This is a genomic window from Shewanella sp. SM21, assembly GCF_025654335.1.
GTDB classification, from domain to species: Bacteria; Pseudomonadota; Gammaproteobacteria; order Enterobacterales; family Shewanellaceae; genus Shewanella; species Shewanella oncorhynchi.
The window spans coordinates 20,475-43,638 of sequence record NZ_JAKKRL010000003.1; the positions used below are offsets into that span (position 1 = coordinate 20,475).

Sequence of the window (23,164 nt, forward strand, 5' to 3'; positions counted from 1 at the left end):
TAGATAGAAAGCCTTTTTTATGAATGAATTAATCATCAAGTATGACGTTAGGCTGTCTTCACTATATTGGTCACCTGCACCATGGCATCCCGAGCGGAACGGCTCACGCCCGAGAGTTGGAAGAAACCATGGATGACGCCAAGATAACGACGGCAGTGGGCATTTACGCCAGCCTCTAATAGATTCCTAAATAGCTGTTCACCTTCATCGACGAGTGGATCGAATTCGGCGGTGATGATATGGGTTTCCGGTAAGCCTGCTAAGTCATCACGGCGAAGTGGACTGGCTTCGGCATCGGTTCTGGGGTGCCAATCTAAATACAGATCGAAACCTGTTAGCAAGGTGTCGCGGGTGATGATGTATTTCTCGCCATTGTCGCTATAGCTTTGGCTCTTCGCGGTGGCATCGAGCATAGGATAGATAAGCACTTGTTTGTGTGGCAACCATTGCCCTTTGGCTTTTAAACGCAGGCAAGTGACTAGGGCTAAATGGCCGCCGGCGCTGTCGCCCATTAGGGTGATCTTAGTGTTATCACCGCCCCATTGGTGACAATGTTGATAGATGACTTCTGCGGCATGGCAGGCATCGTCGTGGGCAGCGGGATAAACATGTTCTGGGGCGAGGCGATAGCGAACGGCGATCACCAGTGCGCCAGAATCATTGGCGAGTTTTCGCAGTTGTTGATTATGGGTTTCAACGCCGCCACTGACAAAACAGCCACCATGGTAGTAAATGACGATAGGTAAATTGTCTGCCGCCGAGGGTTTAAACAGAGTTAATTCTGCGCCATCGATGGAAATTGCGCGCACCTCGAACACCTCTTCAGGCTCACCCGCGAGTACAGTGCTGGCGATATAACCTTGCCTACGTTGCTCAATGGTTTGCTCTCGCACCGATGGGCAACCCGCCGCGATAAACTCGCTAACCAATTGTTTAATAACCTCTTCTAAATAGAGTTGGCTCATTTAATACTCCCTCAATTTTTAGTGCGCTCGGCTGTTCTGCAATGGGCTGAGTTTATCGGCAGCTTAATTGAATTGGTAGCCTAGATTCACACTCAGCCATGAGCTCTATCATGATTGCGGAAATTAACTTTGGTATTAACTTAGTAATGAATACGGTTGCAGTCGGCATCTTTTTCACTATTACAGATTGAGTTGTAGGGTGTCTTGTAAGAAAATTACCAACTTAATTGACTGTCAGGCTTAATGCGCTTAAATGTCCGCCTGATTGTGCGTTCGATAGCACTTTGATGTCTATTTGTGAAAGTGGGTTTCAGTCTCTTGGCTAAAATATAGGTTGCCAAGATGCTGTTTGAGCGACACATTGAGCCAGCGATCACACTCGTTATTCGTTCTCTATTTGCAGGAATCTTTCGTGGCAAAAGCACCCAAAACATTGCAACAGCGCATGGGCATAGTTGCCCTGACGTGGCCGATTTTTATCGAGACCTTGTTGCAATCTCTGCTTGGGATCAGCGATATCTTTATGCTGAGCCATTATTCCGATAATGCGGTTGCCGCGGTGGGACTCACGACTCAGTTGATGTTCTTCATGATGGTCATGTCCATGATGGTGAGTACGGGCGCGAGTATTTTGATTAGTCAAAGCAATGGGGCAGGCCAACCACAGCAGGCTGTCGATATCGGGGTGGCGAGTGTCGTATTGAGTTTGGTATTAGCCTTGGTCATGGGCGCATCTATGTTCTTTGGTGCTAAGGGCATTATCGGCTTATTTGCGCTTGAGCACGATGTGGCTGGTTTTGGATATGACTATTTAGTGATTTGCGGCAGCTTGAGCATAGGGCTAGTGATGAACATTGCCTTCGCCGCTATTTTGCGTAGTTACGGTTTTACCCGCTCGGCCATGTTAGTTACCTCGAGCACGGGCTTAATGAACGTGATCGGTAATTATATTGCCCTGTATTCACCCTTTGGTTTACCTGTTTATGGGGTAACTGGGGTGGCGATATCGACAGTGACCAGCCAGATCATCGGTGCGTGTATCATGCTGATGGTGATCCGGCATAAGCAAATTCCGCTGCCACTGCAACGACTTAAGCTCTTACCGCGCAGCACTTATTGGAGTGTGATGCGTATTGGCCTGCTCAATGCTGGCGAGATGCTGTCTTACAATGTGGCTCAGATGACCATCATCTACTTTATCAGCCAGATGGGCACTTTATCGCTCACGGCCTACACCTATGGCTTGAATATTAGCCGTTTTATCTATTGTTTTGCGGTAGCACTCGGGCAGGCGACGCAAATTCAGACCGGATACTATGTGGGTAAACAATGGTTCGATGAAATCACTACTCGGGTGCAGCGTTACTGTTTGGTGGGCTTTGTGGCTTCACTGACCATAGTATTAGTCTTCTATTGGCAGCGATTCGTTATTGTCGGCTGGTTGAGTGAGAACGAAGAAGTCATCCAACTGACGGCGTTATTACTGGCAGGTTCAATCGCGCTCGAAACGGGGCGGGTGTTTAATCTGGTGATTATTTCGGCCTTAAAAGGCGCGGGTGATGTGGCGTTCCCTGTGCGGGTAGGCCTCTTTAGTATGTGGGGTATTGGGGTATTTTTTGCTTGGTTCTTTGGCTTGCATTTAGGTTATGGCGTGTTGGCTGCTTGGCTTGCCGTCGCGGCAGATGAATGGGTGCGTGGATTGATTATGGTGCAGCGTTGGCGCTCGGGTCGCTGGCAGCGTTTTACGCGTATTCCGCCAGTAACCCTAGCTTAAACCGCGCTGATAACAAAAGGTCAGCACTTATTGGTTGCCCCATTTGCCCGATTTCAGTAGTTCATTTTTAAATTGTAGATACCTTGGATGCCCTTCATAGGTTTCGATTTCCATAGTGCTGTAGGGGGCAAAAATAGCCCCTGGAATTTGGCATCCTCTAGTAAGAACGTCTTCTAATGAGGGCATAAAACATTCTTTAAGCGGGTCAAAATGGATTTTATAACTGGCATAGCCGCGCGCAACAAATCTATCGGTTATGGTTTTGAATAGCTGTCCAAAAGGCGTGTCGAGCGTCTCCGGCGTGGAGTAATAAAAGCCTTGTCCGTACCAGTAGAGTAATAAGGCGGTACCTGCGTCGCAGAGTGGATGTTCGATAATCGCCCTGACCATGTCGGGATCATCGTTATCCCAATTCAAGTTGGCCGCGACAAAATGCAATTCCTCCATACTTTGTAAGTCACTGATACAGGTGATTTGTGTCGCCGCTTTGCCAAAGTAGGTACTGTCTTGATGTAAAAAGTCGTAATCGGGATCGGCGAGTAATTTGGCGAGTTGTTGTTGATTGGCAAAACAGCCAAATTCTGCGCATTCATAGGCGCGAATAAATTGTTCTTGTGAGAGTAATTTAGCCAAGGGAATCCTTTCTTTTTATAGAAAACACAGTTTATAAAAAAGACAGCGTCAGCCTTTACGTAGTAAAAGGCTGACATAGAAGAAAAGGAGCGTAAAACGTTACGCTTGCTCTTGCAGTAGGGTACGGCACAGCTTAATAAAGTCCGATGAAGTGACGATACCGAGTACCTTTTTATCGACATCGACGACGGGCAGGCAACCAAGTTTGTTCTCGATAAAATATTCAACCACCACAGTTAAGGGCTCGTCGGCGGTGAGATGCTGATAGTCTTTATCCATCACAGTTGTGATCGGCGTGTATCGTTCCTTGCGCTCGAGCGCGCCTTGGCCGTACTTGTTCAACATAGTCATCACGCTGGCGATCATCTTTTTATGGGTGAGTACGCCAACGAGGGTGCCATCAATTTCAGAAATCACGGGTAAGTGGCGTACGCCACGGGTTTGCATCAGATGGTGGGCATCTTTCAAACTGGCGCCATCGCTGATGCAGATGACTTGATCACTCATAATATCGCTGACTTTCATTGTTAAATTCCTTTTCTTGCCATTCTTAGGCGTGCATTTAACACGCTGCGTTAGCCTGCACCGATGTTAGCAGCTTCTCTGTAACCTACGCCAGTCCTGCACAAATAAAGTACGCTATCCAGTATAAGTGTTTGAATTGATAGATATCATAAAAGGCTGACAAAGATGTCACAAATATGTAACAGTGATATCTCACAATCGTGGTCTTATTAGACCTCATACCAGTGAAGCCTTATCTAACAAGGAATAATAATAATGAATCGTACCGTAACTCGTCGTGATTTTTTGGCTATGTCGGCCAAAGGTGTTGGTGTTGCTGTGATCTCTTACGGCTTGATGGGCTGTAGTGATAGTAATGATGATAATTCTGTACCCGCGCAATTTTTACATGGAATTGCCAGTGGCGATCCGGCAGTCGATGCCGTGATCCTCTGGACCCGTGTCACGCCTGAGTCTGAGGGCGATGTAAAAGTGAGTTGGCAAGTGGCAAGCGATGCGGCCTTTAGTCAATTAGTGACCACAGGTGAGACTGTCACTAATGCGAGCCGTGACTACACGGTTAAGATTGATGCCCGTGGTTTACGTGCCGGGCAAACCTACTTTTATCGCTTTATGACGGGTGATAAAACCTCAGTTGTGGGTAAAACCCGCACTCTGCCTGAGGGTGACGTTAGCTCAGTCAAATTAGCCGTGATGTCCTGTGCTAACTTTCCTGCCGGTTATTTTAACGTCTATGAGTTAGCGGCGGCGCAGGATGATTTAGATGCTGTGGTGCATTTAGGCGATTACATCTATGAATATGCCCGCGGTGGTTATGCCAGTGAGCATGCTGCCGAATTGGGGCGTGAAGTGTTACCCGCCAATGAGTTGCTGACGTTGAGTGATTACCGCACTCGCCATGGTCAGTACCATACCGATGCGAGTCTGCAAAAGTTACACGCGAAAGTGCCTTTTATTACAGTGTGGGATGATCATGAAGTGGCCAATGATACTTGGCGTGATAGTGCCGAGAATCACAACGAAGGCGAAGGGGATTTTGCCGTTCGTAAAGAAGCGGCACTACAAGCTTATTTCGAGTGGTTGCCGATTCGCCCATGGCGTGAAGGGAACCATGAAGAGATTTACCGCAGCTTCAGTTACGGCAATCTCGTCGATCTGCATATGCTGGATACTCGCGTATTAGCCCGTGATAAACAGCTCGATTATGCCGATTATATGGATCCTACCACGGGCTCGTTTGCTGGAGAGCGTTTCCTTGCCGATGTCACTTCGACCACTCGCACTATGCTGGGGCTGACGCAATTATTATGGCTACAGGGCACATTGCTACAGTCGACAGGCAAGTGGCAGGTACTGGGACAGCAGGTATTAATGGGTAAGATGTCATTGCCGGCGGCGATTGCCACTCAGCAGATGAGCATTCCCCAATTTGCCATGTTAGGGGCTTTAGCTAAGTTAGCGGCCCGTGCGGCGGCAAATGATCCCACGCTGACTGCCCAAGAGCTGCAATATCTTCAAGCCAATCAAGCTTTACTCACGCCAGAAGTTATCGCACTGCTGCAATTACCTGCAATCCCGTACAACTTAGATGCTTGGGATGGTTATGCCTATGAGCGTGAAGTGATTTTAGGTACGGCTAAATCGAAAAATCTCAATCTAGTTGTGATCGCGGGTGACACCCATAATGCATGGGCAAACGAGCTTAAAGACGTGAATGGCGATACCGTTGGGGTGGAGTTTGCGACCAGCTCAGTATCATCGCCAGGCCTTGAATATTATTTGAATCTCCCTGCGGAACAGATCCCCGCGACCGAGGCGGCAATCGTCGAGTTAGTGCCAGATCTTAAGTACGCTAACTTAAAAGACCGAGGCTTTATGACGCTCACCTTTACCGCTGATGAGGTGCGCAGCGACTGGCATTATGTGGATACCATTTTGTCGAAGGATTTCCAAGTTGCAACGGCCCGTGGTTATAGTGCTAAGACAAAAGTAGGCGAGCATGTGATTACGCCTATCGTTTAATGCGGTATTGTTCGCTTGTTTATCGGCCACCTTAGGGTGGCCTTTTTGTTGCTTTTGGCTTTAAAAGGCAAAATAAATGTCTGTTGTCACGCAAGTTCTTACTATTACTGCAGCACATCGCATTTTTTTGGTATAAAATTCGCTCCCAAAATTCGGCGGCTGCCTACACTTGCTAAGGCAAAGCTGTTCTAGTGTTTTGGGAACCTTTACCCGCCGAACAGACCTTACAGGGGTCATAAGCTTTTGCTTTAACGACCTAAGAATAAAATCAATGTGATGGGGACTGTGTCATGTCAGAAAAGTATTTTGTTACCGCGCAGCAATTGCTGGAAGATTCATTTTTATTAGCTTCGCAAGTGTATGAGAGTGGCTTTCGTCCGCAATTTATCGTGGGTATTTGGCGTGGCGGTGCTCCAATCGGGATCGCGGTACAGGAATTTTTCGACTTTAAACAAGTTGAAACCGATCACATTGCCGTGCGTACTTCTTCCTATTATGGGATTGGCACCGACAAACAAAGCAAAGAAATCAAAGTTCATGGCCTGCATTACATCGTTGAAAATGCGAACGCGAGCGATGGTTTATTGATTGTGGATGACGTGTTTGACTCTGGCCGTAGTATTCATGCATTAAAAGAAAAACTCAGCCAACTGATGCGCCTAAATATGCCAACCGATATCCGTATCGCTTGCCCTTATTACAAGCCAAAAAATACCGCAGTGCCTTTAAAACCCGACTATTACATTCATGCCTCTGAAGACTGGTTAGTTTTCCCGCACGAAGTCACAGGTTTAACGCCTGAAGAAATTGCCGAAGGTAAGGGCGATTTAAAGAATATCCAGCACCTGTTTAAATAGCTCGCGGCGAGATATAGATTATTTTCGCAATAAAAAAATGCGTTAACGATTAATCGTTAACGCATTTTTTTTTTCTATATCGATGACTTATAAATCCATACAGTTAGCATAGTAAGTCACTGTGGCGGGCCAGTCGGAGAACACTCCAATCACGCCGACATCTTTCGCCAGTACATCAAGTAATTCAAAGGTATCGCCTTCGTTATCTATCGCTTCGGTAATGCTTTGATAGTAAAAGCCGCCGCCATTTTTTAATAAACCAGATCGCTCCAGCGACCAAGTGATGATCTTAAGCCCTGCGCCTTTGGCGGCCTTAGCGTATTCCGAAGGAATGATCTTTTTGTCCGCATCTAAGGCGACTAATACCCAGAGTGGCGGCGCAATAATTTCGACGCCTTGGGTCTTTAAATCCGCCATTGATGGCGACCAAGTGGCAGAGTTCTGCGGATCAAAGGCGCTGTTATAATCGTATCTGTCATCGAGAAACACGGCTTGCTTCGCAAATTCAGGTGCGTTGGCGACCCAATATTTGATGTCATCTAAGATAAATGATTGAGGGAATACTTGCGAAGCATCGACGCCCGCCGCAGTGTATTCATCCAACATTTTTTGCGCGTAATCCTGCTGAGTAAAACCATCGAAGGGCATAGATACGCTCGCCGCTTTTAGCTCTGGCGTCATCTTCACACCGGCTTTTTTAAACATATCAATACTTTCAGCGTGGGTCATCAAGGTGCCATTGCCAGCATAAAGATCGGTGCGCCAGCTTGGGGTACCATTGATGAATTCGGCCGCAGTGGTCGCTTTTGGATTGTTGCCTTCCATTTTACCCTTGAGGGTTTTAAATTCGGCGAGGGTGATATCGCTGGTGCAACAGGTCGCCGATGCGCTGACGCCATTGGCTGCATCGGCTGGAGTGAATGGGCTCGAACATTTATTAGCCAGTTCAGGCACTGCTAAAATGTTGGTCGTGCTGGCAAGATCGCACTGTGAGTGGCGGCAAACTAAAGCTTTATCGGCGGTGAAGGTGACATCACACTCGACTATGCCTGCGCCCGAATCGATAGCCGCTTGGTAGGATTCCTTTGTATGCTCAGGGAATTGCATTGGTGCGCCACGGTGACCGATAGAAAATTCGCTGCGATAAAAACTGTCAGTGGTGCATTGTTCTAAGCGGGTTTTAAGTGTGCTGTCTTGCATTTGACGTACGAGGAATAAAGGTCTTTCTCCCACTTGAGCAGGAACGGGTTTGCTGGTGGGTGGCGTGATAGCGGCGTTATCATCGTCATTATTGCAACCGGCTAATAAAGCGCTCGTGGCAATTAACAGGCCGAGTGAGAGCGACGAAATAGGGTGTAGTTTCATCAGATTTACCTATGAGCAATGATGTAAGTTATTAATATTAATCAGAAACTCTAAAGTGTTAATGTGACTGAAAAAGCCTATTTGTATGACATAAACAAGAATATATACCGTTTGCACGACGATTATCTAAGGCACGCTAGCTTGCGATAAACTGCCTTAGACAGAGGACGGTCGGGATATATGCACAGTGTTGCTTTAGATGTGAGCATTGACTCCACTGAGCGAGTCGATGAAACTGGCATGAATATTTTCATCTTGGCGATCTTTCTGGGCCGAAATCAAGTACACTGCGCTCCTTTTGTTTTATGATGAGCGTTTGGTTCGCTTGATAAGACAAACGTGACAAGCATCATTTAGGAAATAGAGCAGAATGAGCAAGGGCAAAAAATACGATTTTCGCGTGACACAGGGCGACAACGGTTGGAAAACTGAAATCACTCGTCGCATGACATCAACTAAAACAGTTGTGTCTAAGAGCCATGATGGCTTTGCGACTGAAGCCGAAGCGCAAGCGTGGGGCTTAACTGAATTACAAGTGTTTTTAGGCACGTTAACTGAGCGCAATAAACGTCGTTCAGAGAAACAAGCTAAAGCAAAATTAGCCGCTGCATTAGCGGCTGAAGCGGCAACTGATGCCGAAGATCTTGATGAAGATGATTTCGACGAAGAGTAACACTCATTCGTTTAACCTTGTCTTATCAAGCCAGTGTGACTGTTAGGGCGCGCATAACGCGTTCTGAAACGTCACTCTGGCGATGAACAGCAAAAGGCAGATCTTAAGATCTGCCTTTTGTGATTTTGTCGCTCGCGAAACTGTGCATATCAATTCATTTCATCCTATTTCCTCGTTTATCTTCATACACTCTGTTCGGCTGGACTGATCTACTGATGCTGTCATTAGCTTGTTTTTATCGCATTTAGCCGGGATTACGTACCCTATACCATTAATAATTAACGATAACTATTATCATTTGATTTACTTAGATGCTGCTCTGTGCTCATATGTAAGGAATTCGAACGCACGTTTAACTTTATCAAGGTAAGGGAACTCCTATGAAACTACTTCAATCCAGTTTATTGCTGTGTTTGTCGGCTTCGGCAACCCTGAGTTATGGCCAAGCCTTAGATGGAGAGGCGTTACGCTTACTACAAGCGTCGCTAAAGGATTCGACTTTGGATGCACAAGCGCAGTTAACCAATACTAAACGGGCATTGGCGTTAGATTTAAGCCATCAATATGCGCAGCTCGCGCCTATCTTACAGACTGAAATAAACCAGTATCAGTTAGCAGTGAATGCCGATGACATTCTGTCTCAGCGTAGGCTCAATGATAATGTGATCATCAAAGCCGATGCATCAATTCGCCGAGTGAAGGGCTTAAGTGCCAAAGCGGATTCTCTGGTGCAAGTGCGCCTGGCAGATGAAGCCATGTTGACCCCATGGCAGCAAGGTGAGTCTCCTTTATTTGCCTATGAGCCCGATGGTGACGAGAGTCAGTGGGATTATATTGAAGCCTTTGATATTCATGGGCAAGTGCATCAATTAGACGTGTATAACCTGCCGCAGCAGCCAGTGTTTGTGGTCGGTATCGATAGTAAAAAAGCCTTTGTGGCTGGCTTAGAGGTGATGCGGGCGACATTTGCCGAGGCGCAGTCAGCGAAAAAAGAGGGCGCACTACTGAGCCGTGCGCAAACACAGGCGGTGGCAGACAAGCCTATTTCAACCACAGTGATCAAACAGATATCCTTGAAGGATGACCATGAGCCGTGGATTTCTGGTCGTGCCGAAATTTACGGCATAGTGACTGGGGTTGATCCAAGCCGTGAAGAGCCTGTGCTCGATATCGTCGAAATGCCCTATTTAGATTATGCGGATACGACCTATTATCCGAATCAAATCATCATACATTGGGAGCGTTATCGTTGGGCGGCTGCGGACATGATCTTAATGGAGCATGACGATGGTACTAACTATAAAGTGTTGGCCACTAAGCTGTTGGAAGCGGCGGAGCAGATCTTAAAGTCGATCCCCGATCCTGAAGCTCAGGGTTATGCGCTGATCCCGCAAATCACCAATGGTATTTTAAGTGTAATGCCGGATGCTTGGTTCACCAATGACGATGACTTTGTCGATGTGTATTACACCTTACAGGAAGGGGGTGAATATCCTAACTTGAACGGCGCTAACGGTAATGCGACGACGAGCTTTGCGCCATTAGTCATCCAACCAAGACCATGATGGATTAGTGCGGCTAAATGCAATGGCTGAAATGTAAAAGCGGATCCTAAGATCCGCTTTTTTGTTTTTATCACTTAACGTTAGGCTAAGCCATTCACCTTAAGCTTTTAACTTGAAACTGCCTTGCATAATCGCCCAGTGACCTGGGAAGCTGCAGAAGAATTGGTAGGCTTCGGTGGCGCTCATACCGGCAGTGCTAAAGGTGATAGACGTTGATTCGCCACCGCCCACTAAATCTGTGTGTGCGATAACGCGCGTATCACCGGCTTTGACATAGGCTGCATCAGGACCGGCGCTCATACCTTCGGTCGCTACGGCTGACATATCGGCTGCCTTAGTTAATACCCAGTTATGGCCCATGGCTGCTTTTGGCAAAGTGCCTGAGTGGGTTAAGGTTAAGGTCACTTCTTTACAGCTTGCAGGTACAGACAGCTCTTTAGTGTCAAATTGCATTGCATCAGTGGCGGCAATTTTCAGTTCACATTCGTTGGCACTCGCTTGGCTAGCGAATAATAATCCTAGGCCGATTAGGCTAGTGCTGGTCACGTTACGTAAAGCTGTGCTTTTTGCTTTCATCTGGTACTTCCTTATTTGAACAAGGGTAGCCGAGCCGTTTTGACTCGGACATGCACCTGCTAGCATAAGCAATCTTCATTAAATGGGAATGAAATCAGCGTGTAAATTATGTATATGCAACTTTAGGTTGAAAGCTTGCATCGTTATTGGCGGCAAAATTGTTAGCGGTAAACATAGGTGAGTACTTATTTGGAGTGAACTAAGTACTCAGGAACTATTATTTATGTGTTTGATTTATAAATTATAATTTTTTGTTCTAACGCAGGGCGTCTACTTCAGAACGTCTTACGTTTTTAGTACGAAAGCTCCTGTCGATAGGGAATCGCACGTTGTGCGCCTGGGCGAGTGACAGTAATGGCACTGGCTGCATTGGCAAATCCCACGGCTGCAGCAATCGACATGCCCTCGCTTAAGCCCACAACTAAGGCGCCATTGAAGGTATCCCCTGCGGCGACTGTGTCTATGGCCTGCACTTCAAACGCAGGTATTAGCCCATTAAAACCTGGGCTGCTGATAAATGCGCCACGGCTACCTAAGGTAATGACCACAATCTTTACTCCCTGCTGGTGGAGAAGTTGCGCTGCCATGTGTGCATCATCAATATGGTTGATCTCAACTCCCGTTAAGGCTTCTGCTTCGGTTTCATTGGGGGTAATAATATCTACCCACTTGAGTACATCTTGGCCAAGTGCCGTCGCTGGAGCAGGATTTAGTACAGTCGTCACGCCAAGATTCTTGGCTATTTGCAGCGCCTTTGCCACTGTGGCAGCGGGCGTTTCCAATTGTGCTAACAAGTACTCCGCATTAGCAAACAGAGCGTAATGAGCTTCTAAGTCATCGGGTGAAAGGCTGGCGTTGGCACCTGCGGCAACGCCAATCGTATTCTCACCGTTATCACCGATAAAAATCATGGCAGTGCCTGTGCTCAGTCCGGCTATTTGGCGGATCCCTTCCGCACTGATGCCATCTTTCATCCAGCTTTGACGCATATCATCGCCGATACTGTCTTGGCCGAGATGGCAGATAAAATCAGTGCGTGAACCTGATTTGGCTAAGCGCGCGCAGGCGACGGCTTGATTGGCCCCTTTGCCGCCCTGTTCGAGGCGGTAATCTCGGCTCATTAAGGTTTGCCCTGCAGCGGGCAGGTACTCAAATTTCATCACATGGTCGGCATTTGCACTGCCGATAACGAGTATCTGGCTCATAGAAGACTCACTGTCATTTTTATCTGCGATTGAGATAAGTTGCATCATAGACGCGTAAACTGTCTACCAGTAAATCGACAAAGCCTTGCCTATCGATCCCAAACAGCACAGTCGCATTGGCGGCTTTACCTGTTAACTGATAGCGATCGACCACTGTCATGCCTAAGGTCAACTCACTTTGGGTTTCAATACTTACCCAGCAATCTTGCGCCTCAAATAGCTCAGGTTTAAGCAACCAAGCGATAGTGCAGGGGTCGTGCAATGGCGCACCAATAAAGCCCCATTTAGGATCTCTGTGGTAAATCATAAAGAAATCCAATAATTCGGCGACGCACTGAGCAATTGGATTTTGAATCGCGCGAATGCGTTCTATGTCTTCATCCATGATTTGTGCCTGATGAGTCACATCGAGCCCACACATAGTGATGGGAATACCGGATTTAAAGACAATATCGGCGGCTTCGGGGTCGACAAAAATATTAAACTCGGCGGCTGGGGTCCAATTACCGACACCGGCTGCACCGCCCATTAGCACTATGCGTTCGATCTTGGCGTGTAATTCGCTATGACTCGCCAGTAAAAGGGCGATGTTAGTCAGCGGCCCTGTGGGAATTAAGGTTACTGGCTGATGACTTTGGCGAATTTGCTGCGCCATTAATTCAACTGCGGTAATGGCTTGAGGACTAAAACTTGGATTAGGCAATGCAGGGCCGTCGAGTCCGGTTTCACCATGGACATTGTCGGCAATGATTAATTCGCGGGCTAATGGCTTGGCGGCGCCGCCAGCGACAGGAATATCACTGCGATTTAATAAGGTTAAGATCCGCAGGGCATTATTGAGCGTTTTATCCGGCGTTTGGTTGCCGGCACTAGTGGTGACGGCCAGTGGAACCAGCTCTGGATGGGCGAGAGCTAAAATGAGCGCAATGGCGTCGTCATGGCCGGGATCGCAATCCAGAATAATAGGGCGAGTCATACTGTTACTCCTTTAAACAGCGGTGATGGGGGCTTAGAATAGCATGCCATCAGTTAGGCGCTAGCCTGTGTAGGGGACTTGCAGAGTAAACTGTGAGCATTTTCGTCTTTTTATCAACAAGCTGCTAGAATTCTGCCCATTTTTGACATTAGGCGATGTTAGGTCAATCCATTCTCGCTCTGTCCGCTGCACAACATTGAATGACATCTCCAAGCAAATATAAGGAAATAAGTAATGCTCACTCATCGAATCACTTGGCCTAAGGTTTTACTCGTGGGCATGGTTGCCATGCAGATCTCTGGCTGTAGCGATCCTCAACCTATGGCCGTTGTGGAAAGTAATAACGAGTCATTGCTACAGTTTGATAACGGTAAACTCATCCAATTTAAGGAAAATCCGAGTCCACAGTATCGCCATATTCCCTGTGATTTACCCGCAGTCGAGACTGTGGTCACCAACAGTTCGGCCTTTGCGGCGTTAACAAAATCCGGTGAGGTGATCACTTGGGGTGACAGTTATGCTGGCGGTGATAGCCGCGAGGTGACGGAGCAGCTTAAGCGAGTTAAGCAAATCGTCCCAGTTAAGGACGGGTTTGCCGCGCTACGTCAAGATGGCACTGTGGTGTACTGGGGCAATGCGGGGAAATATAGCCTCGACAAAGCCCTACAAAACCGCATGACCAATATTACCAAGTTGTTCGCCAATCAAGAGGCCATTGCCGCCCTTGATGCCAATGGCAAGGTGCATACTTGGGGTTATGGCCCCTACGGCGGCAATAGCTTACATGTGCAGGATCAATTAGTTGATGTTGTCGATATCTTTGCCAGAGGACGCAGTTTTGTCGCCCTCAAAAAAGAGGGCAGTGCTGTGATTTGGGGGCAGGTTGAAGAGTCGACCAATATGAAAAAGTTACTCCCGCAGCTTACTGATGTGGCGAAGATCGAATATTTTCAACACACCTATGCCGCCTTGAAAAAGGACGGCACTGTGGTGAGTTGGGGTTGGCGCAGTGATGCTTACTCGATCCGCAGCGCCTTAAAGGATGTGGCGAGTATGACGGCAAACAATTGTGCCTTTGCGATTTTAAGTCCTACGGGGGATGCGCATTTTTGGGGCGATGGGATTAACTGTGGTGTCGATTGGATTAAAAAAACCAATATCACAGGGGTAAAAGAGATTATCAGCATTGGCTCAGGCTTTTTATTACTGCGGGATAAGGCCGTGCCGCAAATAGTGGCCGACGATACTGATTACGCTCATATGTTTGGGTTTCACTATGCCCAAGAGATTCTTGATAAATATTGGCAGGAAGGCAGCGTCATTACTCGAGGGCCTGCCTCCTTTGTGTTTACGCGTCCCGATGGCAAAGTGGTACCTGTTGGTTATCGCGCCAACCGTGAAAATGTGGAGAAGTTGATTGCACGTATTCCGCGACTCACTTGGTTAGATGGCGCAAATGACGGTTATGTTGGCATCAGCGAAAAGGGGGAGCTGGTCTCTTGGTCGATGAATTTGCCAATGTTTGACAAGTCGCCGGTACAACCTGCTGACTCGTTAGTGATTAAACCGCTGGATTTTACCCCCGTTGCCCAATGCGAAACCCCTGAGCAGCGTCAGGCGATTTTGAGCAAAGACAGACCAAAACCTGCGGCAAAAAACTGGGATGGCGTTTTCTAGCTCATGTGAGTTTTCTCGCTAACTTGAGATTGATGGACTTTCATCCGTATAGACGTCTATAATGCGCGCGCTCAGGTCTGATATGCTCTGAGCCTTGTTGGGCGTTAACAGGTTGTACGCCCTTTGAACCTAATTTTGAGTCAACCTTCTGTGGTGCTTGCGATGATAGCGTCGTGAGATAATCGGGAAGCCAGTGAAATTCTGGCACTGCCCCCGCAACGGTAAAAGGTGAGAGAGGACCGCGTTTGATTGGTGTGTTCAAGACAGAACCCGAAAGTCAGAATGTGAAAGGTCAGTCTCGTGTTAATCCAACTTTAATGGATTAACATAGCCTAAGTCCGGAGACCGGCCCTAAAGGTGTTTTTGAGATTTCGGTGGGCAGATCTCAAAATGCGATAATCACCGTCAGTATTTACGACTGAATTAACGGTATCGTGGCGTCAATGCCCCGTTTTCCTTGCAGGAGTTAAAGGTAAAATGGGAACAAATCCAACAAAAATCGCGCTGCTGATCGGCAGCCTTTGCAGTTTTTCAATTATCGCGCCCGTTATGGCGGCTGACGATACCAGCACAGCTAAAGTCGACGAGCATCTTGTCGTGATCGGCCGCTCTGATAAGACCCCGTTAAATATTGCCGCCAATGTGAATGTGATTGATGCCGCTGCGATTGAAATGAGTGGCGCGACTAATTTGACCGACGTCTTACGTGGTCAAAGCGGTATTCAAATTTCGGATAACAATATTGGAACTAGCTTTGCGATGCGCGGTTTTAGCGCCAGCACTGCCGTTAATAACACGCTGATTTTACTTGATGGTCGTCGTCTCAATAATATCGATATCGCCGCACCTAGCCTTAATGCCATTCCGCTTAATCAAGTGGATCGTATTGAAATTTTATCGGGTAGTGCAGGTGTACTTTATGGCGATCAAGCCGTGGGTGGGGTGATTAATATTGTCACTAAGTCCCCTGAAAATACTGGCGGCAGCGTGCAGTTATCTGGCGGTAGTTTTGATACCTATGAAGGTCGTGGTGATGTGTCTGGCGCGATCAACAAAGATTGGCGTTACTTTTTCACCGGTAGTTACAACCAAGGTGACAACTATCGCCAGCATAATGCCAACGAAACCGGCTCTATTCTTGGCCGCATTCAATATAAAACAGCCACAGACTCCTTCTTTGTTGAAACCAGCTACTACGATAACGATCGTGAAAATCCGGGCTCGCTTACTGAAAAGCAATTTAAAGACGATCCCCGTGCTTCATCAAATAAGGTAGAGTATGCCCACGAGATGACCACTGCGGCGCGAACGGGTTACCAGCATCAGCTTAATCAAAACTGGGCGCTGGCGGCGGATTTAGATTATAGCGATACCTTGGTGTCTTCTCTTAATTGGGGGGCGAACAGCCATAACACACGCTCACTGTTAATGTTTAGCCCTAAAGCGTTAGCGAATTACAGTACGCGTCAAGGCGAGCTAAACCTAGTCACAGGTTTAGACATCAGCCGTGGCAAGGCTGATTTTGACACTATGGCGCGCAGTAATGTGCAGCAAATGCAAAGCGCCTATCTACAAGCTACAGTGCCTTTAAGTCATACTTTAAGTTACGTTGTGGGTGGACGATATGCGCGGGTGACCGATGAGTTAGTCGATGGCAATGTTTATCCTAATGGCATGGATTTAGACGAAAATGCCCACGCATTCGAACTGGGTTTAAATTACCGCCCAACTGCGGAGCACAGACTCTATGTGCGCGCCGATGATAACTTCCGTTTTGCCAAAGTGGATGAGCAAGCTTATACATCGCCGGGCGTATTTGGCTTAAAGCCGCAAACAGGCCGTTCCTATGAGGCGGGTTGGGATTGGGCTGTCGCTAGTCAAACCCTGCGAGTCAGCCTATATCGTCTCGATTTAGAGGATGAAATTGTTTATGACTCGAGTGCAGTTAAACCCATAGGTGGAAATTTCAACGGTGCAAACGTAAATGCCGACGCTTCTCGTCGTTATGGCGCGGGTGCCGATTGGGATTGGCAGATCACTAAAGCGCTGCAACTCGGGCTAGAGTATAACTATACCGACGCCGAATTTACCGATGGTGCTAACGATGGCAAAGAGCTGTCTTGGGTGGCAAAACACACGGGACGCGGTTATGTCAGCATGGATTTTGCTGAGCATTTCCAAGTATTTGCCGAAGCTATCTACACGGGTGATCGTTTTATTGAAGGCGATAACGCTAATCAAGGTGATAAGCTAGCAAGTTACGTGCTTGGTAATTTAGCCTTGAATTATAATCGTGATGCTTGGCTTGCAAGTCTGCGTATCGATAATGTATTCGATAAAGATTATGTCAGTGCAGGTTATTACGGTGGCGATTGGGGGGATAGTTACTATTCTGGTCGAGGCCGTGATATTCGTTTCACTGTGGGCTACCGCTTCTAATTATTAATGAGCTATCTAATAACAAAGCCAGACTGAGTCTGGCTTTTTATTTTTTACGCTGAGTTCAAAGAATAAATCTTAAAATAGGTATAGTCTTGAATATCGTTTTAGTAGAGTGGTTTAATTGTCGTTATCTATAGTGTTAGCGGGCAGTCATCACTAAATAGGAGTAATTTATATTTTACTCTGCTGTTTATGGCTGAAATTCTTAGTATTTTAGGTATGATGTGAGCTGTAACCGAATCATCTTATTGTTAATAAACAGGTGTAAAGTGTCTTATGACTGATCTTGAGCAACAGGTTTTTACTCAAGTTAGAGCTATCATAGCGAACGAAGAGCAAGTGATTGGCCGCCGAGGAATTCTAATTCCACTCAAAAAAGCGATCCTTGCTGAAGGCGACATTCGTAATGTGATTGACATTATCTCGAGCGATCCCGCATTGGCAGCGCACATGCTTATGCGCAGTAATTCCGCACAGGCTGCTGTAGTGGAAAATCACAAAACTCGTTCGTTGAAAGAAGCTTTGATCCGCTTAGGTCAAGTTAATATCTATCGCTACGCTTTTACGTTCTATTTAAAAGAACGCCTCGATGAACTGCCACAGCCCTATAAAAAGTTGGTCCAAGGTTATTGGAAGCTGACTGAAGATATTGCAACGGATGCGGTAGATAGCTTAGCGGATATGGAAGGTGTGGAGGTTGATGCTGACGAAGTACAAACCTTAGCTCTGTTCAGTGTGTTCGGCCAAATTATCGCACTGACCGCATTTGCCTATTTAAATGCTAATGCCGAACAGTCATTTCCTTTAAGTGTGATTAAGTCATTGATTGATAATCAACAACAGACCTTAACCATCGAAGCGTTCGAGGCGTTAGATCTCGATCAGGATCTGCGTCAAGAATTTATGATCGCCCATAATTTGCGTCAGACCCGTAATCCTAATTCATCAGGGTTGATACTGCGCCGTGTCTTGTCTATGCGTGGATTGTTGATGAATCCGCTGTAATTTGTCGATGCTATGAAATAGTCATTTGACTCAATAAACAAGCCTGCATTCGCAGGCTTTTTTATTCAATGTCACCCGCATTAATTCGTCTTCTGCTGGCGGGATAAACCTTCCCTCGCCACCAGTTGTAACCAATTTTGGATCAATGCAGAGTTAGCACTGTGGCGGCGATAGGCACCAAATAGCGGTCGTTTCAGGCCTTCTTGGCCGAGTTTTACCGTAGCGAGACTCAGTCCATGTCCTTCATTAATCGACCAGCTTGGCAGTGCGGCTATGCCGTCTTTACAGGCGATGCGTTGCAATAACATCATGGTTAAATCACAGGTTTTTTGCTCGCCCGCCTCTATGCCCGCAGGCTCTAAAAAGTGGCGATAAATATCTAAACGTGTCAACGGCACTGGATAACTGATAATAGGCAAGTGTGCTAATTGCTTAGGGGTGACATAGGCTTCTTTCGCTAAAGGATGATCCTTAGCAACCACTAACCTCACTTCAAAATCAAACAAATGCTGGTAGGCGAGTGAATGCCCAGGCACAGGATCTGAGGTTAATACAATATCCAGTTCACCCATTTCTAAGGCATTGAGCGAGTCGAACAGATGACGGCTCGACAAGTCTAACTCGGCTGCCGGATGATCTTGCCTAAATTGCTCCATTACAGGCATTAACCAGCGAAAACAGCTATGGCACTCAATGCCGACACGCAACTGATTGGTTTCGGTTTCCAGCCCATTCTTCAAATCTGTCTCGGTTTCTAACACTTTAGGCAAAATTTCTTCGGCCAGATGCAGCAGGCGTGCACCTTCTTGGGTGAATGACAGTGGCTTACTCTTACGCACAAAAATGGGCGAGTTAATCCTTTGCTCCAACTCCTTAATCTGGTGGGAGAGGGCGGATTGAGTGACAAAACGTTTTTTGGCTGCGCCCGCCAAACTGCCGCTTTCTTTCAGGGCCATTAAGGTTCGCAGGTGTCTTAGTTCGATCATGTTCACTCCAAGTGAATTTCGCTCATGTTGTGCTTGAAATCAATTCGGTTGCTGGAATAGAGACTAACACAATAAACTTCTAGACGTCCAGACGCCCATTGTTATTTATCAAGGCTGAAGTGCTGAAAAGTGCCAAGAGAAAACAATCTGGTGGGTGCAAGTGCCGAATATGGCTTATCTCAAATAAAGGAAGATAGAGTATGCAATTAAATAGTCTTGGTTTTCCCCGTATCGGGCGTCGTCGTGAATTGAAATTTGCTTTAGAAAAATACTGGCGTGGTGAGAGCACTCAGGCACAATTACGTGAAGTGGCGAGTGAACTTCGCCACACCCATTGGCAGTGGCAAGCTGCTGCTGGCATTGAGCAAGTTCCCGTAGGTGATTTTGCCTTTTATGATCAAGTGCTGACCTTAAGCGCGACTTTAAATGCCATTCCTGAGCGTCATCGTGGTGAAGGGGCAATCGATCTCGATACTTTATTCCGTGTTGCCCGCGGCAGAGCGCCAACGGGCCAAGATGCGCCAGCTTCTGAAATGACCAAGTATTTCAATACTAACTATCATTATTTGGTGCCAGAGCTGACGCAAAACCAAGAGTTTTCTATTGCTTACGAGCAGTTTTTTGATGAAGTCAGCGAAGCGCAAGCGCTAGGCTATAAAGCAAAACCTGTGCTACTCGGCCCTGTTAGTTACTTGCACCTTGCTAAAACTGTGGGTCAAGAGTTCAATAAGTTAAGTTTATTGCCTAATTTATTAACTGCTTATGCTGACATCTTGGCGCGTTTCGCTGCTCAGGGAGTGCAATGGGTACAGCTCGATGAGCCCATTCTCGCATTGGAATTGGATGGCGAATGGCAAGCGGCGATCACTGAGGCGTATCAAGCCCTCAGCATTACGAAGGTGAAGATCCTTCTTACCAGTTATTACGGCGGTATCGCACACCATCAAGCGCTGGTATCGGCCTTACCGGTCGCGGGGTTGCATGTCGATTTAGTCACAGCGCCGGATCAATTGGCGGTCTTTGCTAATGCGCTTGGTCAAGATCAAATTCTGTCGGCGGGTGTGGTCAATGGCCGCAACGTGTGGGCGGCAGAGGCGGATTTGATTGCCGAACGCATAGGCGCGGTTGCCCGTGATCTCGGAGATCGCTTGTGGATCGGTACTTCTTGCTCACTCCTGCACAGCCCTGTGGATTTAGAGGTGGAAGCCACGCTTGAGCCCGCGCTGCGTCAACAACTCGCGTTTGCGAAGCAGAAATTACTCGAACTGGCCAATGTGCGCCAATTGCTACTGGCACCTGAATCAGTCGCGGCAAAAGAGATTGTGCAAACCTGTTTGGCGCGCCGCGAGGCGAAAGCGCAGGCTGCCGACAGTCAAGTGATTGCCCGCGTTGCCGCGTTGACATCTGCCGATTATGAGCGCGTCAGTGATTTCAGCGTACGCCAAGCAGTGCAGCAGCAGAAATACCGTTTACCTCTGTTGCCGACCACCACCATTGGCTCCTTCCCACAAACACCAGCAATCCGTGGACTACGCAGTCGCTGGCGCAAGGGCGATCTGAGTGATGCACAATATACAGAGCAATTACAACAAGTCACCCGCGATACTATCGACCGCCAGCTTAAACTTGGTATCGATGTACTGGTTCATGGTGAGGCCGAGCGCAACGATATGGTGGAATACTTTGGTGAGCAGCTTGCGGGCGTTGGCTTTACCAAAAATGGTTGGGTGCAAAGTTATGGTTCACGCTGTGTTAAGCCGCCGTTGATCTATGGTGATGTTAGCCGTCCAAAGGCGATGACGGTTGATTGGGCCGAGTTTGCCCAAAGTCTCACCGACAAGCCTGTAAAAGGCATGCTGACTGGCCCGGTGACGATTCTGCATTGGTCATTCGCCCGTGAAGATATCGGCCGCGATGTGATTGCGACTCAGCTGGCGCTGGCGATCCGTGATGAAGTGGTGGATTTACAAAATGCCGGTATTGGCATTATACAAATCGATGAGCCCGCCTTCCGTGAAGGTCTGCCATTGAAACAAAGTGAATGGCAAGCCTACTTAGATTGGGCGGTGAATGCCTTTAAACTCAGCGCTGCTGGCGTGACTGATGAGACTCAAATCCACACCCACATGTGTTACAGCGAGTTTAATGACACCATTGCCGCGATTGCCGCCATGGATGCCGATGTGATTACTATCGAGACTTCGCGTTCACGGATGGAGTTACTCAACGCCTTTGAAGATTTTGAATATCCAAATGAAATTGGCCCCGGTGTGTATGACATTCATTCGCCAAACACTCCAAGTGTGGAGGCCATGGTGCACTTAATCGAGAAAGCGGCGCAAAAAGTGCCCGTACGTCAGCTATGGGTTAATCCAGATTGCGGCCTAAAAACCCGTACTTGGGATGAAGTTGAACCCGCACTGAAAAACATGGTCGATGCCACGCGAGAACTACGTCGCCGCCTTGGTTAATATTATGCTTGAGTGAAATATTTTTTTACTGAGCTTATTGAATTAGTAACAGCGGATGCTTATGCATCCGTTGTTTATTGCTTGCCGATTGACTTAAGCATCTCGCGGTAAGCCTTTTTCGATAATGCGCACCATGCGCTCGGTTTTGCGGCGGGCTTTTTGTTGTTCAGTTGCTGCGCTTTCAGCAAGGCGCGATTGCTGGGCATTAAGCGCCCATTCAATATGCTCACGCACTATCTCATCGATATCTTCGCTGTGATTGCGGGCGTTAAGTGCGGCAATAATGCTTGGGCTCGCGGGAGCGTTACCCAGTGCTACTGCAATATTACGTAGCCAACGTTTATGTCCAATGCGACGAATGGCGCTGCCTTCAGTTTGTTTAAGAAACTCGGCCTCGCTCCAAGCAAAAAGGCTGAGAAGGTCAGGTTGCTTTAACTGCGGACGAATATGAAAGTCAGTTTCTTCAGTCAGCGGCGCTTGGCGATTGATGGGACACGCGAGTTGGCAATCATCGCAGCCATAGATGCGATTGCCCATGAGTGGCCTAAATTCTTCGGGAATAGCGCCCTGCAGTTCAATGGTGAGATAGGAAATACAGCGTCTGCCATCGACCACATAAGGTTCTACGATTGCACCCGTTGGGCAGGAGGTAATGCAGGCGACACAAGTGTTACAGCCTTCTTGAATGGGAATATCCACAGGTAGAGGCAAATTGATCAGTAGCTCACCTAAAAAGAACCAACTGCCAGCCTCATGGTTGAGTATGAGTGAGTGTTTACCTGTCCAGCCTATACCGGCTTTTTCTGCTAAGGGGCGCTCAAGTACAGGGGCTGAGTCAACAAAGGGGCGAAAGTCAGCGGCATCGAAACCGAGAGCAACTAACTCTGCACTGATTTGATCTCCGAGCTTTTTAAGTCGAGCGCGGATCAACTTGTGATAGTCGCGACCTCCGGCATAACGGGAAATATAACCTAAGTTGGGATCGGTGAGATTCGTTGCAAAGCCAGCTTCGGGTGGCAAATAGTCCATCCGTACGGAGATCACCCGCACTGTGCCCGGATGCAGTTCTTGCGGGCGAGCGCGCATCATGCCATGGGTAGCCATATAGGCCATTTCGCCATGAAAACCTTTGTCTAGCCATGCTTGGAGTTTGGCTTCTTCAGCGGTTAAATCCGTATCGCAAATGCCAACCTGCGCAAATCCGAGTGCTTTTCCCCACGTTTTAATTTGCAGAGCGAGCCGCGACAGCATGCTGGCATAGGATTGGCTTGGGGTTTGATTGACTAAAGTTGACATGAATTGATTGCAGCGAGGCTCTTGGCTAGGTGGCAATATGATAGCAGTTTTCACTTATTGAGGACGAGTTTACTCAGAAGGGGGCGTGAGGCGATATTTTCTTTGGGGTATTTGTTTATTTGCTGTTGGGATTGAGTCTATGATTAGGTCT

The 23,164-nt window shown here is 47.5% G+C and carries 18 protein-coding genes and 1 riboswitch; of the genes, 9 read left to right on the top strand and 9 right to left on the bottom strand.

The genetic code is table 11. The annotated features are described in order from the left end of the window. Positions 1–47: 47 nt before the first annotated feature. Positions 48–965 carry an alpha/beta hydrolase gene (locus tag L5L94_RS04340; protein WP_263161460.1) on the bottom strand — a complete coding sequence of 306 codons (918 nt, stop codon included), beginning with the start codon at positions 963–965 and terminating at the stop codon, positions 48–50. Positions 966–1,377: 412 nt separating this feature from the next. Here L5L94_RS04340 and L5L94_RS04345 point away from each other — a divergent pair, with 412 nt between their 5' ends. Then, the gene (locus L5L94_RS04345; RefSeq protein WP_263161462.1) at positions 1,378–2,739 is read left to right on the top strand and encodes an MATE family efflux transporter; all 1,362 of its coding nucleotides are present in this window, start codon (positions 1,378–1,380) and stop codon (positions 2,737–2,739) included. 27 nt (positions 2,740–2,766) lie between these two features. On the opposite strand, the gene L5L94_RS04350 is transcribed toward L5L94_RS04345, so the two are convergent. Further along, positions 2,767–3,372 (bottom strand): DUF4274 domain-containing protein, encoded by a 606-nt coding sequence (locus L5L94_RS04350; protein ID WP_263161463.1) that lies wholly within the window; start codon positions 3,370–3,372, stop codon positions 2,767–2,769. A gap of 99 nt (positions 3,373–3,471) precedes the next feature. After that, positions 3,472–3,897 (bottom strand): HPP family protein, encoded by a 426-nt coding sequence (locus tag L5L94_RS04355; protein WP_263161466.1) that lies wholly within the window; start codon positions 3,895–3,897, stop codon positions 3,472–3,474. Between the two features lie 255 nt (positions 3,898–4,152). Here L5L94_RS04355 and L5L94_RS04360 point away from each other — a divergent pair, with 255 nt between their 5' ends. Continuing rightward, entirely contained in the window at positions 4,153–5,919 is a 1,767-nt protein-coding gene (locus L5L94_RS04360; protein WP_263139624.1) for an alkaline phosphatase D family protein, read from the top strand. Positions 5,920–6,209: 290 nt separating this feature from the next. Then, a complete protein-coding gene (locus tag L5L94_RS04365) occupies positions 6,210–6,776 on the top strand; it encodes a phosphoribosyltransferase (RefSeq protein WP_028759331.1) in 567 nt (188 codons plus the stop codon). Between the two features lie 87 nt (positions 6,777–6,863). On the opposite strand, the gene L5L94_RS04370 is transcribed toward L5L94_RS04365, so the two are convergent. Then, positions 6,864–8,141 (bottom strand): glycerophosphodiester phosphodiesterase family protein, encoded by a 1,278-nt coding sequence (locus L5L94_RS04370; RefSeq protein ID WP_263161469.1) that lies wholly within the window; start codon positions 8,139–8,141, stop codon positions 6,864–6,866. Between the two features lie 370 nt (positions 8,142–8,511). Between L5L94_RS04370 and L5L94_RS04375 the strand changes: the two genes are divergently transcribed. Beyond that, complete coding sequence (locus tag L5L94_RS04375; RefSeq protein ID WP_105250177.1) at positions 8,512–8,814, top strand: DUF3622 domain-containing protein; 303 nt, start codon at positions 8,512–8,514, stop codon at positions 8,812–8,814. Positions 8,815–9,194: 380 nt separating this feature from the next. Next, positions 9,195–10,379 carry a DUF3103 domain-containing protein gene (locus tag L5L94_RS04380; protein WP_263161471.1) on the top strand — a complete coding sequence of 395 codons (1,185 nt, stop codon included), beginning with the start codon at positions 9,195–9,197 and terminating at the stop codon, positions 10,377–10,379. Between the two features lie 99 nt (positions 10,380–10,478). Here the strand turns inward: L5L94_RS04380 and azu are convergent, their stop codons facing one another. The 3 genes from azu to rihA form a co-directional block, all read right to left on the bottom strand. Continuing rightward, positions 10,479–10,955, bottom strand: coding sequence for an azurin (gene azu, locus L5L94_RS04385; protein WP_028759449.1), 477 nt, complete (start codon positions 10,953–10,955; stop codon positions 10,479–10,481). 293 nt (positions 10,956–11,248) lie between these two features. Continuing rightward, positions 11,249–12,160, bottom strand: a complete 912-nt coding sequence (gene rbsK / locus L5L94_RS04390) for a ribokinase (protein ID WP_263161474.1) — start codon at positions 12,158–12,160, stop codon at positions 11,249–11,251. 19 nt (positions 12,161–12,179) lie between these two features. After that, complete coding sequence (gene rihA / locus L5L94_RS04395; protein WP_212599711.1) at positions 12,180–13,136, bottom strand: pyrimidine-specific ribonucleoside hydrolase RihA; 957 nt, start codon at positions 13,134–13,136, stop codon at positions 12,180–12,182. Between the two features lie 234 nt (positions 13,137–13,370). On the opposite strand from rihA, the gene L5L94_RS04400 reads away from it, so the two are divergent. The 3 genes from L5L94_RS04400 to L5L94_RS04410 all read left to right on the top strand — a co-directional run bounded on the left by L5L94_RS04400 (position 13,371) and on the right by L5L94_RS04410 (position 18,260). After that, a complete protein-coding gene (locus L5L94_RS04400) occupies positions 13,371–14,813 on the top strand; it encodes a hypothetical protein (protein ID WP_263161478.1) in 1,443 nt (480 codons plus the stop codon). A 134-nt stretch (positions 14,814–14,947) separates the two neighbouring features. Beyond that, positions 14,948–15,182: riboswitch (cobalamin riboswitch) on the top strand. A gap of 108 nt (positions 15,183–15,290) precedes the next feature. Continuing rightward, on the top strand, positions 15,291–17,252 hold the full coding sequence (locus L5L94_RS04405) for a TonB-dependent receptor (protein WP_198571887.1): 1,962 nt from the start codon (positions 15,291–15,293) through the stop codon (positions 17,250–17,252). A 279-nt stretch (positions 17,253–17,531) separates the two neighbouring features. Continuing rightward, positions 17,532–18,260, top strand: coding sequence for an HDOD domain-containing protein (locus L5L94_RS04410; protein WP_105250172.1), 729 nt, complete (start codon positions 17,532–17,534; stop codon positions 18,258–18,260). Positions 18,261–18,340: 80 nt separating this feature from the next. Here L5L94_RS04410 and L5L94_RS04415 read toward each other — a convergent pair whose 3' ends face one another. Beyond that, positions 18,341–19,246, bottom strand: a complete 906-nt coding sequence (locus L5L94_RS04415) for a LysR family transcriptional regulator (protein ID WP_173242864.1) — start codon at positions 19,244–19,246, stop codon at positions 18,341–18,343. A gap of 200 nt (positions 19,247–19,446) precedes the next feature. On the opposite strand from L5L94_RS04415, the gene metE reads away from it, so the two are divergent. After that, a complete protein-coding gene (gene metE / locus L5L94_RS04420; protein ID WP_263161483.1) occupies positions 19,447–21,717 on the top strand; it encodes a 5-methyltetrahydropteroyltriglutamate--homocysteine S-methyltransferase in 2,271 nt (756 codons plus the stop codon). A gap of 93 nt (positions 21,718–21,810) precedes the next feature. On the opposite strand, the gene queG is transcribed toward metE, so the two are convergent. Beyond that, positions 21,811–23,013: a tRNA epoxyqueuosine(34) reductase QueG gene (gene queG / locus L5L94_RS04425; RefSeq protein ID WP_173242868.1), complete on the bottom strand. Its 1,203-nt coding sequence runs from the start codon at positions 23,011–23,013 to the stop codon at positions 21,811–21,813. Positions 23,014–23,164: the final 151 nt, after the last annotated feature.

Bases quoted from the DNA above. Each gene is read 5' to 3' on its own strand.
- L5L94_RS04340 (WP_263161460.1), bottom strand. From the start codon at position 965: ATGAGCCAACTCTATTTAGAAGAGGTTATTAAACAATTGGTTAGCGAG.
- L5L94_RS04355 (WP_263161466.1), bottom strand. From the start codon at position 3,897: ATGAAAGTCAGCGATATTATGAGTGATCAAGTCATCTGCATCAGCGAT.
- L5L94_RS04360 (WP_263139624.1), top strand. From the start codon at position 4,153: ATGAATCGTACCGTAACTCGTCGTGATTTTTTGGCTATGTCGGCCAAA.
- L5L94_RS04365 (WP_028759331.1), top strand. From the start codon at position 6,210: ATGTCAGAAAAGTATTTTGTTACCGCGCAGCAATTGCTGGAAGATTCA.
- L5L94_RS04370 (WP_263161469.1), bottom strand. From the start codon at position 8,141: ATGAAACTACACCCTATTTCGTCGCTCTCACTCGGCCTGTTAATTGCC.
- L5L94_RS04375 (WP_105250177.1), top strand. From the start codon at position 8,512: ATGAGCAAGGGCAAAAAATACGATTTTCGCGTGACACAGGGCGACAAC.
- L5L94_RS04380 (WP_263161471.1), top strand. From the start codon at position 9,195: ATGAAACTACTTCAATCCAGTTTATTGCTGTGTTTGTCGGCTTCGGCA.
- azu (WP_028759449.1), bottom strand. From the start codon at position 10,955: ATGAAAGCAAAAAGCACAGCTTTACGTAACGTGACCAGCACTAGCCTA.
- rbsK (WP_263161474.1), bottom strand. From the start codon at position 12,160: ATGAGCCAGATACTCGTTATCGGCAGTGCAAATGCCGACCATGTGATG.
- rihA (WP_212599711.1), bottom strand. From the start codon at position 13,136: ATGACTCGCCCTATTATTCTGGATTGCGATCCCGGCCATGACGACGCC.
- L5L94_RS04400 (WP_263161478.1), top strand. From the start codon at position 13,371: ATGCTCACTCATCGAATCACTTGGCCTAAGGTTTTACTCGTGGGCATG.
- L5L94_RS04405 (WP_198571887.1), top strand. From the start codon at position 15,291: ATGGGAACAAATCCAACAAAAATCGCGCTGCTGATCGGCAGCCTTTGC.
- L5L94_RS04410 (WP_105250172.1), top strand. From the start codon at position 17,532: ATGACTGATCTTGAGCAACAGGTTTTTACTCAAGTTAGAGCTATCATA.
- L5L94_RS04415 (WP_173242864.1), bottom strand. From the start codon at position 19,246: ATGATCGAACTAAGACACCTGCGAACCTTAATGGCCCTGAAAGAAAGC.
- metE (WP_263161483.1), top strand. From the start codon at position 19,447: ATGCAATTAAATAGTCTTGGTTTTCCCCGTATCGGGCGTCGTCGTGAA.
- queG (WP_173242868.1), bottom strand. From the start codon at position 23,013: ATGTCAACTTTAGTCAATCAAACCCCAAGCCAATCCTATGCCAGCATG.